This window comes from Agarivorans sp. TSD2052, assembly GCF_023238625.1.
GTDB lineage: Bacteria > Pseudomonadota > Gammaproteobacteria > Enterobacterales > Celerinatantimonadaceae > Agarivorans.
The window spans coordinates 3,916,501-3,931,324 of the sequence record NZ_CP096670.1 but is presented as its reverse complement, the minus strand read 5'-3'; the positions used below and the strand labels follow the sequence as shown (position 1 = coordinate 3,931,324).

Below are 14,824 nucleotides of genomic sequence, written 5' to 3'. Positions count from 1 at the left end.
CCACTTACCGAGAGGAGGCTGGCGGCTTTGCTCGGATTTAGTGTGATGATTAATGGCGGGGTATTTTGTCAGCGCCATTGGCAGGCGGTTATGGACGCGCTGCTAAACCGGCAAGGTGTTAGGTATTGTTCGCCGTTGCTGTGGGTTGAATACACGCTAGACCCTAGGCTTAACGGCGGAGTTGCAAATAGCCGAAACCCAGATAATACAACGCAAGCGTTACAATGTCGGTGGCATATTGACTCGACGAGTGCGCTGCTCTTAGCCCACTACTACGATGCATTTGATGAGCCATCACGTTGTTCTTGGCAGGATTGTTGTTTAACGCTAGAGCTTAAATACGATAGCTTCACCGCGCTGGCTCAGGAGGTTTTGAGCTCCTGGCAAGGCTCTACGAATACGCATTTTACACACAACATTATCAATACGCTAACCCGAAACCTAATGAGTGTAGGGCTGAGTCATGAGCAATTTGAAGCCTACATTACAGGAGATTTTTCTACGCCGCCCAGGGTGCCGGTGAGGCAGACTGTTGAAAATGTATCACCGGTTAGCGGCTCGCTTAAATTCCTGGGAAAAGGTGAGCGACGCAAGGCGGCTATCGTGCTTTTAGATAGTATAGAGCAAGGGGTGCCACTAGTCGTTGAAATGATTTTCAGTTGGTGTGTTACAAAACTCAACCGAAAAAAAATAAACGTAGAAACAGCGAGTCGATATATTAACGATGCAACGCGATTTATCGGATTGGTGTTTGAAGCGCTCGACATTAAATCTGACGAGGAAATAGCGAGTTTATCTTCGGTTCAGCTACTAAAAACGCTCAGCAAAATAAAAGGCAGTCAAAAAGCTAAGCAAAACACAGAGGCTTTTATTATGGACTGCTTTGGCAGTGAAGGGGTGAAAACCAGCGTTGTTATGCATGTAAGAGCCAGCCTGGTCCAACGCAAGACCAAGCAGGTTATGGCGAGAGCGGTTGATGGTGACATGGTTAAGGCTGTTATGCTGTGGCTCATACAGAACAATGGCCTAAGGGTTGGGGAGGTCGCCAAGATGCAGCTCGCTGATGTGCAAGTGAATAGCGACTATACGCAGACAGTAGATGTGCGACACTCGCCCAAATCTAAAGCCGGTTTGCGGACGTTTATCACTAATAACCCCTGGTTGGCGCTGTTACATGTATGCAATCAACTGATTGCGGGAGATAACCAAAAAAGCAGTTTATGGGGGCAGGGGTATAATGCCGATAAAGGCTCGCCATCAAGATTATCAGCTGAGTTTTCATCGCTCATTCAACATCTGACTAATGGCCATAACTATGGGGCATATAGCTACCGGCATACACTACCCAGCGAGCAAACAATGGCAATTTATTGCCCAGAACTAGCGGCAGTATTGGGCATGGATATCCCTGAGTTGCCCGATACGCAAAGTGTGTCTCCCGATGCGCTTCTAAAAAGCTGCTCCGTTGCGTTGGGGCACAAGCATGTTGCTACCACTATTAAGAACTACATCAATATTTTCGAATTTGTCCATTGGGATGCAATAGAAAAACAGCAGAAGGTTATTCCCAAAGCTGTGGCAAAAAGGCTACTCAACAAAGCAAGGCTAAAGCCATTAGATGGTTTTTATATCCAAAGCCGCCAAGAGGTTCCAAGCCATTCCTGGAACAGCCCAAATGCCTTGAGGCCTTATGCAGTGGCGATATTAAAGTCTCATATTAAAGTATTAACGAAGAAGTCGGGGCGACCAGTCACTCATCAGCTTAGTGTATTTCCCAAGCACGGCATGAAGTTAATAAGCTTTTGCCAGGCCTTAATGGTTGATAGAAGGTCTTTGAATATCTTGTCTTCAGAAACTTCAACAGCGCTTGAGATAGTAGAGAGCCTGAAGAAGAAAAACGCTAAAATATTTAGTAGCATTTCTCAGCAGGCTCTCACTAAAAAAGATAAGCGCTGGCTGGGTGAGTTGGTTTTGCAATTAGCTCAATGCAGACCATCAATGATTACGAGCCTGTGCTCGTTAGGAGCGCTTCTTTTACGTTGCTATTCCATTGAGGCTAAATACAGCTGGGTAACACCACAAAAGCATCAAGCTATTCAAATTGCTAATGCGTTAGACCTATGGCTCAAAAAAGATGGTGTACGCGTCGTTATTCAAGACGGCCGACGCCAAAAAAAATGTAAAACCTTAACTGCATTTCTTGAGTATATTGATAACCACTCACCGAGCCGAAAAACGCAATATTGCCTTGCGTTTACAAAACCAAAAGACGCACAAATGCGAGCTGCTGTGTTTATGTTGTTACTGCAGTACCTAGCACACTGAGCACCAAGGTGTGGCCAGATGGCACTTGTTAGTAATATCAAAAAATGCTCAGCTAAAGACTTAGCTCGCACTCGTTAGTTGTGCTCTTTCCCAACATCTAAAAAACAATAATGCGCCAAAAGCTGAGTTTATCGTATGTATTACGGCTGTTACTTGAGCGCCATATGACGCTCTAGTTGTAACTGCACGGTGAGCATAAATTTTTTAGGGCTAGCCTTACAGATAGCTATTTAATGAAGCCCGTAAACTAGCATTCTAAAAAAACATATAAATCAGCGCCTTATTGTTTATCTGTTATTGAAAAAACGATAAAAGAGCCTTATACGGCCGTCAGTTGAACGCCATATGACGCTCTAGTTGTAACTGCACGGTGAGCATAAATTTTTTAGGGCTAGCCTTGCAGTGGTCTATTTAATGAAGCTCGTAAACTAAATGTTTGAAAGTAATTTTAAATCAACATCTTAATTGTGCGTGAAGATTGAAAAGTAATAGAAGAACCTTATTCCATGTATCGCTGGGTGACACCATCAAATCATTAAGCAATTCAAATCGCCAGAGTGTTAAAACAATGGCTCAAAAATGTTGGTTCACGGCAATCGCTAAATATGTTCAATTAGACATTAGCTAAGAATGTTGTCCGTATAAGTAGGCGGATTGAAAAATTTACTGCCTAGAATCTTCGAGCTAGCTCCGCCAATAGCATAAATATCTGAGAGTCTGCTCACAATATGGTGTTTAAATTTACTTTTTTACTAGCATGTTGAGCCCACCAAGTAGGCTATTTCATTACTGAATAAGAGCTTTAGACGTGTGATAGCTCTATTTTTTTAAGCTGGTGGATTGCCAGTGTTTCATATGAGAACGTTATTGCTATTTTTGTTGTTTCCAATTGAAACATACCCAGAAAAATGACACCCATTTTCATCCTTATATTATCTCTTTAAACAAATCGAACTTTACATAAGTTCAGTATTAAAACAAAAAGGGAGCATAAAAGATGGATGTTTTTGTAGCAGAGTTATTCGGAACCTTATTATTGGTTTTACTAGGTTGTGGGGTCGTTGCCAATGTGGTTTTATCACAAAGTAAAGCTCAGAATTCAGGTTGGATAGTCATTGCCATGGGATGGGGATTTGGCGTCGGTATTGCGGTCTATGCTGCAGGCTGGGTCAGTGGCGCACACCTAAACCCCGCGGTTACTTTAGGCTTCTGGGCTATCGGTGCTGTAACAGCGGAAACCGCTGTTATTTATATCATTGCTCAATGCTGTGGCGCATTCCTGGGAGCTATAGTTCTATGGTTAGCATTTAAGCAACACTATGATGAAACAGAAGATGCAGGCATGATTTTGGCCTCCTTTTCTACTGGCGCAGCTATTAGAAACACCAAGTGGAACATTATATCAGAAGCTATTAGTACGGCTGTTTTAATGATTGGTATCTTAGCAATTTTTACTGCTAATAACGGGATTGGATCTGGCTTTGGGCCTTATGCTGTAGCCATCCTAGTTTGCACCATTGGCCTATGTTTAGGCGGAAACACAGGTTATGCAGTTAATCCAGCTCGTGACTTAATGCCAAGAATTGCACACGCGCTATTACCCATAAAGAATAAAGGTGATTCTGACTGGGGGTATGCATTGGTTCCTGTCGTTGGTCCCATAATTGGAGCTGTAGGTGGTGCTTTGTTATGGAATAACATTTTAGTTCCTATTTTCACGGCTAACCTATAGAGAATAATATTAAAGGATGTTCAGAATGAAAAAGATGATAAATAAAGTAGAAGAAGTAGTTAAACAGCAGCTACAAGGTTTTTCTATCGCTCATAAAGATTTAGAAGTTAGTTTGGACCCGATGTTTATTGTCCGAAAAAACAAAGCTCATAGTAAAGTCGCTATCATTTCTGGAGGAGGGAGTGGCCACGAACCAATGCATGGTGGTTTTGTCGGGCAAGGTATGTTGGATGGAGCTTGCCCTGGTGAAATGTTTACATCCCCAACTCCAGATCAGATGTTCGAGTGTGGTTTGAAAGCTCATTCGGGTAAAGGAGTGCTGTTTTTAGTAAAAAATTATACAGGTGATGTACTAAATTTTGAGACCTCATTAGAGTTATTAAGCGCGGAAGGAATCGAGGTACAAACCGCATTGATCGACGATGATGTAGCGGTAAAAGATAGTTTATACACCGCAGGACGGCGGGGGGTAGCAACGACGGTGTTAGCAGAAAAAATATTGGGAGCAGCAGCAGAGTCAGCCTATACACTTGAACAGCTTTCGGTATTAGCTAAAAAAATTGCTAATCAAGGCCGCTCGTTCGGTGTTGGCTTAAAGGCTTGTACCGTTCCTGCAGCGGGAAAACCTAGTTTCACTCTCGAAGATAATGAAGTTGAGTTTGGTGTGGGAATTCATGGTGAGCCAGGGATCGAGCGTCGACCATTTGATACTTGCGACGCCCTCACAGAGGACATGATGTCAGAAATTTTGGACAATACGCCTTATGTTAGAGAAGTTCGTTTATGGGATAACACTACCCATGATTGGAAATCTGAAACTTGGACTACAGAGCCTCTTCTTCAAGGCGATAAAGCAATTGTACTTATTAACAATCTCGGAGCAACTCCTGAATCAGAACTCTATATTGTGTTCCGAAAGGTGGCTGAAATTTTGGAAGAAAAAGGCATTAGCGTCGAAAGAAGTCTTATAGGTAGCTACTGCACTTCTTTGGATATGCAGGGGGTTTCCATTACTGTTCTTAATGCCGATGAAGAAATGTTGGGATTATTTGACAGACCGGTTAAAACACCTTCACTACGCTGGGATTGCTGATAAATAGTTTAAAGGAATTTGTAATGACTGTAACAAAGAAACAAATAGTGTCTTGGCTAGAAAGGTCGATTGAAGTCTTTAGCGCACAGCAAGACTTGCTCACATCTTTAGATCGTGAAATAGGCGACGCAGATCACGGCTTGAACATGAATAGAGGTTTTAAAAAAGTTAATGAAAAGTTGCCAAGTATCTCGGACAAAGATATCGGTACTATTTTAAAAACAACCGGAATCACTTTGTTATCAAGCATTGGGGGGGCGAGTGGGCCGCTATACGGTACATTTTTTATTCGTTGCGCTTCACTTGTTATGGCCAAAGAAGAGCTTAGTCTAAGAGACCTTACTGAAATGCTCCAAGGTGGCATTGATGGGATTAAGGATCGTGGAAAAGCTGAAATCGGTGACAAAACAATGATAGACACCTTTAGTGGAATTCTTAGTTCTTTAAAACTCAATCAAGGAAAAAGGGTAGTTGAGGCCATAAACCTTGCTGCAGAAGCGGGGGAGGTTGCTACGAAATCTACGATTCCTATGATTGCGAAGAAAGGTAGAGCTAGCTATTTGGGGGAACGATCTATTGGTCATCAAGACCCTGGAGCTACTTCAGCTTCTTTATTGTTCAATTGTCTGCGTGATGCGGTTAAATAACATTTTGGGAACTGGCCAACTTTGTTGGCCAGTGAAGGATAAATATGATTAGTATTGTTGTTGTATCCCATAGCTTAAAGCTTGCCGTAGGTATTTTGGAACTGGCTGCTCAGATGACTCACGGGAAAATAAAACTTGTATGTGCGGCAGGAGTTGATGACCCTGAAAACCCTATTGGTACAGATTCAGTTGCGATTTTAGAGGCTATTGAATCAGTTTATTCTGAAGACGGGGTGCTTGTTTTTGTAGATATTGGAAGCGCAATCTTAAGCACAGATATGGCTTTAGAGTTGTTAGATGCGGAGAAAGTTAAAAATGTTCATGTCACTGCGGCTCCTATTGTAGAGGGTACTATATCTGCAAGTGTCGCGGCGGCCGCAGGATTAAGTTTAAATGAGGTCATTGACGAGTCTCACTTGGCGTTGCCTAGCAAGCAAAAACAGGTGGCAGAGAAAAATAGAGAAGAGTCAGTTGTGCTTGATTTCAAAACAACAGAAATCATACCAAATCGTAATACTGTTTCTGTTACTACAGAGGTTAAAAACCCTCATGGTATTCACGCTAGACCAGCATCAGCTATTGTATCTGCAGTAGCGAGCTTTGATGCAGTAATAACCTTGAAGAATGGAAACAATGAGGTAAACGCCAAGAGCATTAATAGTATTGCATTACTCGGTGCTAAAAAAGGAGACAGGGTGGTTTGCTCTGCTTCTGGCAATGAGGCCGCAGCAGCCATAAAAGCATTTGAGCTATTAGCTTCTAACAATTTTAATGAAGATATTGGTCAGTCGAAGGAGCCTCTAATTAACGATGATGGGAATGGGTATTTGAATAGAGGTTGGGGTGGCGAGAGCAAAAATATAGATGGGTGTATAAAAGGAGTACCGGCATCTAAAGGAATAGCGATAGCCCCCATTTCTTTATTCCAAACTACTATGCCTAAACCATCTCATCGAAAAAGCCTGGGTATTGAATTTGAAAGAACTACTTTTCTGAAAGCCAAAGAAAAGGCGATTGAAGGATTAAAGCTCTTAGCGGCCAAAACTGTAAAAGAAGGTGCAACAAATCAAGCTGAAATTTTTAATGCCCATATTCAGATGCTAGATGACCCTTTTTTGGATAATCAAATAAGTGATTTGTTAAACAGCGATATAGATATTGAAACAGCTTGGGAAATCGTGGTCACTCGGACAGCGAAAGCCTACGCTGATTCCAGCAGTGATTATATGCAAGAGCGCGCTAATGACATTCTTGACATAGGTAAACGGATTATGCTTTTGCTACTTGATATTGATGAAGTCAAAATTGAGTACTCCACCCCCATAATATTAGTGGCCGATGATCTAACTCCATCTGATACAGCGCAATTAGATCCATCTTTCGTAAAAGGTCTAATCTTGGCGAAAGGCGGCCACACTTCACACTCTGCAATACTTGCTCGCTCCTTAGGTATTCCGGCTATTGTTGGAGTGAACGGAACAAAATCTTTGGTAAATGGAGATATCGTTATTATGGACGGTATTACCGGCTCAATAATGCTCAATCCTGCTAAAGAAGATATAGATGGCTATCGAATCCAAATTGAAGCGGATGAGAGTGAAAAACGACAAGCCATACAATTAGCTAAGCAAGCCGCTAGTACGATTGATGAACAGTCTATTGATATATATGCCAATGTGGCAACTTTAAAAGATGTTGATGATGCTCTATCTGGCGGTGCCGAAGGTATCGGGCTATTGAGAAGTGAATTTCTATTTATGGATAGAAGTGAAATGCCCAGTGAAGAAAGTCAGTTCGAGTTCTACTCAGAAGTCGCTTCCGCATTCAATGGCCAGCCGGTAATCATACGTACATTGGATATTGGCGGTGATAAGCCTTTGAGCTATTTGCAACAAACTGAGGAAGATAACCCATTTTTAGGCTCTAGAGGCATTAGGCTGTGCCTGAATAACAAGATGGTTTTTGAAACTCAACTTAAAGCACTGCTTCGCGCTACAGCAAAAAATAGCAATATTGAAATAATGTTTCCCATGATTGCGACCTTTGAAGAGCTTAAAGAGGCTAAATCGCTACTCAATGATTGCCATCGTGATCTGGTAGCTAAAGAGGTTGCTAGCAAAATTCCCAAGGTGGGAATTATGATCGAGCTACCTTCAGCGGTTGTTATTGCAGATCAACTGGCAAAAGAAGCCGATTTCTTCAGTATTGGTACAAATGACCTTACACAATATGTGATGGCTGCAGACCGCGGGAATGAAGCTGTTTCGTATTTAGTTTCTGGAGCACAGCCTGCCGTCTTAAAAATGATATCTATGACAGCAGAGGCAGCAAGAAAAGCTAGTATCCGTGTCGGCATATGCGGTGAGCTTGCTGGAGATGATCGGTTTACAGAAACATTTGTGGGCTTAGGTATTGACGAGCTTAGTATGAGCCCTATTAGAATTGCTGAAGTAAAACAAACGATAAGAAAGTTAAGTAAAAAAGATGCAACAAATAAAGCTCAACAGATTTTAGAGTTAAATAGCTTATCAGAAGTTATAAAAGTGTTGTGATAGATATGATTATGGAAAGGTAGTGGTAAAGATCATCACTACCTCCTTTGGGATTATTTTATGAAAAATCTTAATTTTATAAATAAGTTTTACATTTTAAGCCTAGGGTTTGTTGTCTTAAGTTGCTTTTTGTATATTGGCGGATTTAGGCCTGTACTGTCTATTCAGCAAGTCATGAGTATATTTAGTGTTGCTCTAGTGGCCATCTTAGCTATTGTTTTATATAAAACTACTTCTATCGTAAGTGCTTTGTTATCTAAGATTGATAATGAGCTCGATAATAATGATGGGGGAAAGGTTGGTCAGAGGAATTTATTTATGATGCTTCCTGATCTTCATACCAAAACGATGTTGCTTATCGATGTTTTTGGTAATTATGTTAATGAAAAGGAGGCTGAGATAAATACTCACTTGGTGTGTGTTGAGGAATTGAAAAAATCTATTGAAACACTAACGGAAAGCTACTTATGTATCGAGGCGAGAGAGAGGGCTTCGCTTAAGGTGGTGGAGGATTTTGAGTCGTTACTTTGTGTTCTAAAAACTAAAGATAACCTATTAAGGGAAGATGTTTTACTTAGTTACAATAAGATTTGTCAATTGAATAAAGAACTACAAGATATAACATCGAAAGTCCATTTATTATCTATATCGGTAGGTGAGGCAAATGATGTGATATCTAAGGTCGAAGGAGAAGTTATTAATATTTCAACTACTCTGGAGGTTATAGATGGAGTTGCTAAGCGTGTCAACCTTTTGGCCTTAAATGCTGCAATTGAGGCTGCCAGAGCGGGTGAGCGAGGCAAGGGGTTTGCTGTTGTTGCCGATGAGGTTCGTCACCTTGCACAAAAGACCCAAGATAGTACTACTGAGATTCATAGGGTATTAGCACAACTACAGGCTGGCTCAGAAGAAGCTGTGAATGTAATATTTTCTAGTCAAGAGCGAAGTGGTGAAGTAGCCTATTTGACTAATTATTCCTGCGAAACATTGAATGAAATCGAGCTGTCTATCGGCAATATTCTACATGAAAATTAATTCTTAATTCTCAACTTTTAATTATTATAATATATATAATATTTCTCTCTGCTCGGTTTCGTCTTGGCTTGCTTTTGTTTTCATATTATTTCCTTCGGCGGGCTAGCCTTCGTAGGTTTAAATAAAAAATGTATAAAGTTAATTTTAGGGGGTAGATAGGGTGTGCACGGCTCTAAATGCTTTGGAGGCTTTTTAGTCTTTTACATAATTAATTCTCAATTCCTTTCTATTCCCCCTCTCCTCCTAGTTAACCATAATTTGTTAGTGATTGTTTTTAAATTTCTGTTTTTTATGAAAGCTTGGGGTGAGTCACATTTAGGGTTTGTTTCAAAAGGATTATTTATTTTAGCGTTCTGTTTCTCGATGGAACATCTTGATGTTGTAGTAGGGATTTGTATGCTCGATGTCACGTTTAAAGTAGCTTTTAATGTTTGATTTGTATGTTTGTTTTTGTTTTTGTTTGTTTTTGTTGTTGGGCTTTTAATGTGATCTTGATTGTATAATCCTATGCTTTTTTATCTAAAATAAACTCTTGTTCACTTATGTTTTGTGTTGAGTGGTAAACGGTGATTGCTGTCTATGGCAAGGTTGTTGTTATATTTAAGCAGTTTCATGATTAATTATAGATAAAGTTGAGTGTGTTATGCTGAAGTCAATTAGATTTGTATATACAGCCTATTTTTCATTTTTTATATTGTTAATAGCATTAGTAACCTCTGTTGGTATTTCTGTTCTGGTTTCCCCTAAACTCAATGAGAATGCAATAAATATAGTAGAATCCAAATTGGATTTATTAGAGTCTGAGTTTTTGGGTGAACTAAATAAAGTTAACTCCCAACAGCTAGCCATCGCTCAGCTTACTTCAGAGCTTCCTGGTAGTGGAATAGACATACTTCTTCCCTCGCTTATTGATCAATATGGCGATTCCAAAATAGAAGGAGGTGGAATATGGCCGATTCCTTATATTCGTTATACTGATGTTGAAAAATCCAGTACATTTTTTACTCGTAATAATAATGGGAGTCTTGAATATAATGCCAGTTGGAATACACCTGAGTCTGATAGATATTACGAGTCTGTTTGGTTTATTGCCGGGAAGGATGCCCCTAAAGGACAATGTGCTTGGGTTCCCGCCTACAAAGACTTCGCCAGTGTAGCACCTCGAACATCTTGCTCAATGGGGATTTATCTACCCGGTGGTGATTTTTATGGCGTTGGTACAATTAATGTTTCTCTAGGTTTTTTTGATGCCAGAGCAAAAGAAATGGCGAAGGAGCTAAATAGCCAAATTCTAATTGTTGAAAAAGACGGGAAGATTGTTAACAACCTTGATAGTGTCAATAAAGAATTAGTACTTGAAAATCTATCTTCAATTACTTCTATATCTCCTTTTGCAAAATCATTAAAAAGCATACTCGAAGCCGAGTTAAACCTTGAAGGTGAAAGCTATGGATTTAAGGATACATCTGGTATTCAGATGTCTATTTTTGTAAAGGAGATTAAGGGGACTCCTTGGATACTAGCAATAGCAATGCCTAATGAACTTATTCATCAGCAAACTCAAACTGTTATTCGTTCATTAGCCACCATTCAATTACCGTTAGCTCTATTTGTGATTTTGTTTGCATTTTTCACTTTTACAAAACTGTCGTCAAGGTTAGTTCTTCTAAAATCAAAAATAGACTTATTATCAAAAGGTAATGCGGATCTAACGGCTAGAGTAGTTGTGAATGGTAAAGACGAAGCTGCGCTAATTGGGCAATCGGTTAACAATTTTATAGAATTCTTACATTCAATTATGGTGATGGTTTCTACTTCCTCAAAAGAAATTTCCGATTGTGTTTCTCGTGTTGAAGAGCAGGTTCGAAGCAATCAATCAGTTATTCAAAAACACAGTGTTGAGACGGCGCATGCCGCAACTTCAATAGATACCATGAAAACGACGGCTGAAACAGTAGCATCTAACGCTAATGAATCCGCTTCGTTTACACAAAAGGTTAACAGTGAAGCAATTGGTTCAAAAGCGACTGTAAATATAGCTTCCGACAGCGTTAAAGGGCTACTGGATAATGTAAATAGTACTTACGGAGATGTTGAAAACATGAACGAAAGTACCAAGAAAATTGCTGAAGTCTTAAAGATTATTGGCGAAATCGCAGAACAAACCAATCTCTTAGCCTTAAACGCTGCAATTGAGGCCGCTCGTGCCGGCGATCAAGGGCGCGGATTTTCAGTCGTTGCTGATGAAGTTCGCGCATTAGCCGGTCGTACACAGAGCAGTACAAATGAAATTAAGAATATGATTAGCCAATTGGAAAATGGAGTTTCGTCAGTCGTGAACGCGATGGATAAGACGAAAGAAAGTTGCCAGGATACATCTCGTAATACCGAGCAAGTTAATATTAAGATAGATAATATTAGCTCTTCTATAGAGCGGATAAGTATACTAAGTTTTCAAATGGCAGAAGCAGCTGAAGAGCAGAAAATTGGTACTGAGCAAATTGATAGTATTATGTCTCACATAAAGAAAATTGCAGATGACATCACTCAAAGCGCTAATGTATCGATGGAGAGCACAGGTGCCTTATCAAATGCAAACAACCAACTAGTAGATTTAGTGAATAAATTTCATTTATAGCTTTGTGTTATGGCTTTCAAATTGATTTGGAACTGGCGAGGTAATGCACATTCTCGCCTTTCAGCGATCTGAACGTTAAACTGCAATAATCAGGTTACATTATGGGCAAAGCAAAAGGCGATATCGTTAACTGGGAACAATTCAACAAAGCCTTAACTCAACGAGGCTCAATCACTTTCTGGATAGAAGATTTTGCTATGAAGCAATGGTACAACAATACGCCTACAGGTCGCCGTGGGCGCAGTAACACCTATAGCGATATCGCCATTAGCACTGCATTGATAATAAAGAGTGTGTTTAAACTCCCGCTTCCTGCCTTGGAAGGCTTCATCAACTCTCTACTCCAACTCATGGATGTTGACCGTAAATCACCTGACTACAGCTGTACTAGTAAGCGAGCACAAACTGTTGCGGTAAATTATCGGCCACGGAGCTGTGGTCCGGTCAGGCATATAGTGATTGATTCAACAGGCCTCAAAGTATTTGGTGAAGATGAATGGGATATACGTAAGCACGGCAAGGAAAAGCGACGTACTGCCAGAATGAAAAAAACAATCGGGCTACCATGAGCGGTCATTATCCGAGACTGCCATGTATTGGTGTAAACTGCTGATAGGTGGAAAACTGATTTTTCGGAATTACAACGCCCACAAAGAAAGTAAGTTGTGAAACAAGTTTATTTACACAGCCTTTATTTTTCTTTAGACGGAATCCGTTGATATGTATGATCTAACCAATAGCCACAAAAGACGTTGGGGTGGTAGCCAGCATTTTATCTATAGTTTCTTATTCAAATTATAGATTGGGAATTGTTTGTAGAGCTGATTTTCCAGGTTATATTTTTAATGTAAGGTGATCGTTGTCACAATATTAACTCAAGACTTTCACTTGAATACCTACATATGGCCTACTCCGCCTTCCATCTCCACGAATACTTATCACTCAGAAGATGATTTAGCTCAAAACAAAAAGTATCTATAACTCCAGATGTTCCATTTGGAAACCTTTTGGGTCATATAATTGTTTCTAAATGAAACAATTATATAAAGATGACGGTATTTATTTTAGGCATATTATATCCATCACATTCAAAGAATGATTACGTTAAATCAAAGTGAAGGAAATATACGATGTCTCAGTTGATAGTTAATTCGAAAGAATCCTGGGTGGCCGACTCTATAGATGGAAGTCTATACACCAGTAAATACAACAACATATCTAAGATTGAGTTTGGCGATGGCTCAAATATTGTTGCCCGAAACGATTGGGATAAAAGTAAAGTCGCGATAATCTGTGGAGGAGGCTCGGGTCACGAACCTGCTCATGCAGGATTCGTCGGTAAAGGTATGTTAACAGCCGCTGTATGTGGAAACATATTTGCGGCCCCAAATGTAGATGCGGTCTTAAACGCTATTGTGCACGTTACGGGTGATGCCGGTTGCTTAGTTGTCATTAAGAATTATACGGGAGATCGCCTTAACTTTGGTCTGGCTTGTGAAAGAGCTAAAGACATGGGGTTAAAAGTAGATATGGTCATCGTGAACGATGATATTTCTATCCCTAGTAATCCTCAACCTAGGGGCATTGCCGGTACCCTATTTGTTAACAAGCTAGCGGGCTTCCTTTCTGAAAAAGGAGAATCGCTAGAGTCCATCAAAGAAAATGTTCAGAAAGCAATTAAGGATACTCATAGTATAGGAGTGGCCATTACTAGCTGTAATTTGCCTGAACAAACATCCGATAAGAGTATCTTGCCGGGTACTGCTGAACTTGGATTGGGTATTCATGGCGAATCTGGTATCGAAGTTATTCAGAATATTAAGTCCAAGTTACTCGTTCAAGTAATGATTCAGAAATTGCTTTTGGCGCAAGAGGACTCGCAAGCACCCTTGGCTGTAATTATTAATAATTTGGGAGGTTTATCTCCGATTGAAATGAACGTCGTTGCAAAAGACATATTTGAGTCTGAGTTATCGAATCGAATTAAGCTGGTCGTTGGGCCAGATACGTTGATGACCGCTATCGATATGAAAGGGTTTTCGATTTCTATTCTTGCCCTAGATGAAGTACGTCATGAAGCTCTGATAGCGGAAACACAAACTCAGGCATGGTCAGGGGCAAGGGAGCCACATAGTCGTTCAGTTTTAAATAGTGTAAATCATGCTAAAAAAACTCAGTACGAACCTTCAGAAAATGATCATGTGAAAGGTATTTTGCTTCGCGTGTGCAATAAAATTGTTGGTATGGAAGAGTCTCTCAATAATCTTGATGCAATAGTTGGTGATGGGGATACAGGTTCGACATTCGCTGCTGGAGCTAAGTCTATTCTTCGCAGAATTGATTTAAATGACTTACCTTTAAATGATACAGCGCTTTTACTTATGGTCATCGGAGAGAAGTTGTCAAAAAGTATGGGGGGATCATCAGGCGTATTGCTTTCAATATTTTTCACGACTGCCAGCCGACATTATTCAATAAGGAATTGCTTAGTGTCTGCTTTCCAAGCAGGTTTGGCTACAATGATGGAATACGGAGGAGCTAAGGTTGGAGATCGGACGATGATTGATGCTTTGTATCCCGCGCTTGAAGCATGGAAAGAAAAGGGTTTTTCTGCAGCGGTTCTTGCTGCTGCAAATGGAGCAGAAGGGACGGTTGATATGACAAAAGCAAAAGCTGGCCGTTCTTCATATTTGAGCACCGCTTCTTTAATAGGTACGAAAGATCCCGGCAGTTATGCGATTGAAATGATGTTTAAATCGGTGATCGATTAGTACCTTTATGCTCAGAATATAAAGTTCTGAG

The 14,824-nt window shown here is 40.3% G+C and carries 8 protein-coding genes and 1 pseudogene; all 9 read left to right on the top strand.

The genetic code is table 11. From position 1 onward, the window contains the following. Nucleotides 1–27: 27 nt before the first annotated feature. The 9 genes and pseudogenes from M0C34_RS17905 to M0C34_RS17865 all read left to right on the top strand — a co-directional run bounded on the left by M0C34_RS17905 (nucleotide 28) and on the right by M0C34_RS17865 (nucleotide 14,793). A complete protein-coding gene (locus M0C34_RS17905) occupies nucleotides 28–2,325 on the top strand; it encodes a site-specific integrase (protein WP_248713022.1) in 2,298 nt (765 codons plus the stop codon). 997 nt (nucleotides 2,326–3,322) lie between these two features. Next, nucleotides 3,323–4,057, top strand: coding sequence for an MIP/aquaporin family protein (locus M0C34_RS17900; protein ID WP_248713021.1), 735 nt, complete (start codon nucleotides 3,323–3,325; stop codon nucleotides 4,055–4,057). 25 nt (nucleotides 4,058–4,082) lie between these two features. Beyond that, nucleotides 4,083–5,150: a dihydroxyacetone kinase subunit DhaK gene (gene dhaK / locus M0C34_RS17895; protein ID WP_248713020.1), complete on the top strand. Its 1,068-nt coding sequence runs from the start codon at nucleotides 4,083–4,085 to the stop codon at nucleotides 5,148–5,150. 23 nt (nucleotides 5,151–5,173) lie between these two features. After that, nucleotides 5,174–5,797, top strand: coding sequence for a dihydroxyacetone kinase subunit DhaL (dhaL, locus tag M0C34_RS17890; RefSeq protein ID WP_248713019.1), 624 nt, complete (start codon nucleotides 5,174–5,176; stop codon nucleotides 5,795–5,797). Between the two features lie 44 nt (nucleotides 5,798–5,841). Next, nucleotides 5,842–8,349 (top strand): phosphoenolpyruvate--protein phosphotransferase, encoded by a 2,508-nt coding sequence (gene ptsP / locus M0C34_RS17885; RefSeq protein ID WP_248713018.1) that lies wholly within the window; start codon nucleotides 5,842–5,844, stop codon nucleotides 8,347–8,349. Between the two features lie 60 nt (nucleotides 8,350–8,409). Further along, a complete protein-coding gene (locus M0C34_RS21250) occupies nucleotides 8,410–9,384 on the top strand; it encodes a methyl-accepting chemotaxis protein (protein ID WP_305883140.1) in 975 nt (324 codons plus the stop codon). Nucleotides 9,385–10,027: 643 nt separating this feature from the next. After that, a complete protein-coding gene (locus tag M0C34_RS17875) occupies nucleotides 10,028–12,022 on the top strand; it encodes a methyl-accepting chemotaxis protein (RefSeq protein WP_248713017.1) in 1,995 nt (664 codons plus the stop codon). Between the two features lie 101 nt (nucleotides 12,023–12,123). Next, nucleotides 12,124–12,564, top strand: a pseudogene (locus M0C34_RS17870) (IS5 family transposase); the annotation flags it as partial. Nucleotides 12,565–13,152: 588 nt separating this feature from the next. Then, nucleotides 13,153–14,793 carry a dihydroxyacetone kinase subunit DhaK gene (locus tag M0C34_RS17865; protein ID WP_248713016.1) on the top strand — a complete coding sequence of 547 codons (1,641 nt, stop codon included), beginning with the start codon at nucleotides 13,153–13,155 and terminating at the stop codon, nucleotides 14,791–14,793. Nucleotides 14,794–14,824: the final 31 nt, after the last annotated feature.

What these genes read in the sequence shown, in the direction of transcription:
- M0C34_RS17865 (WP_248713016.1), top strand. Translation starts at nt 13,153, where the DNA reads ATGTCTCAGTTGATAGTTAATTCGAAAGAATCCTGGGTGGCCGACTCT.
- ptsP (WP_248713018.1), top strand. Translation starts at nt 5,842, where the DNA reads ATGATTAGTATTGTTGTTGTATCCCATAGCTTAAAGCTTGCCGTAGGT.
- dhaK (WP_248713020.1), top strand. Translation starts at nt 4,083, where the DNA reads ATGAAAAAGATGATAAATAAAGTAGAAGAAGTAGTTAAACAGCAGCTA.
- M0C34_RS17900 (WP_248713021.1), top strand. Translation starts at nt 3,323, where the DNA reads ATGGATGTTTTTGTAGCAGAGTTATTCGGAACCTTATTATTGGTTTTA.
- M0C34_RS21250 (WP_305883140.1), top strand. Translation starts at nt 8,410, where the DNA reads ATGAAAAATCTTAATTTTATAAATAAGTTTTACATTTTAAGCCTAGGG.
- dhaL (WP_248713019.1), top strand. Translation starts at nt 5,174, where the DNA reads ATGACTGTAACAAAGAAACAAATAGTGTCTTGGCTAGAAAGGTCGATT.
- M0C34_RS17875 (WP_248713017.1), top strand. Translation starts at nt 10,028, where the DNA reads ATGCTGAAGTCAATTAGATTTGTATATACAGCCTATTTTTCATTTTTT.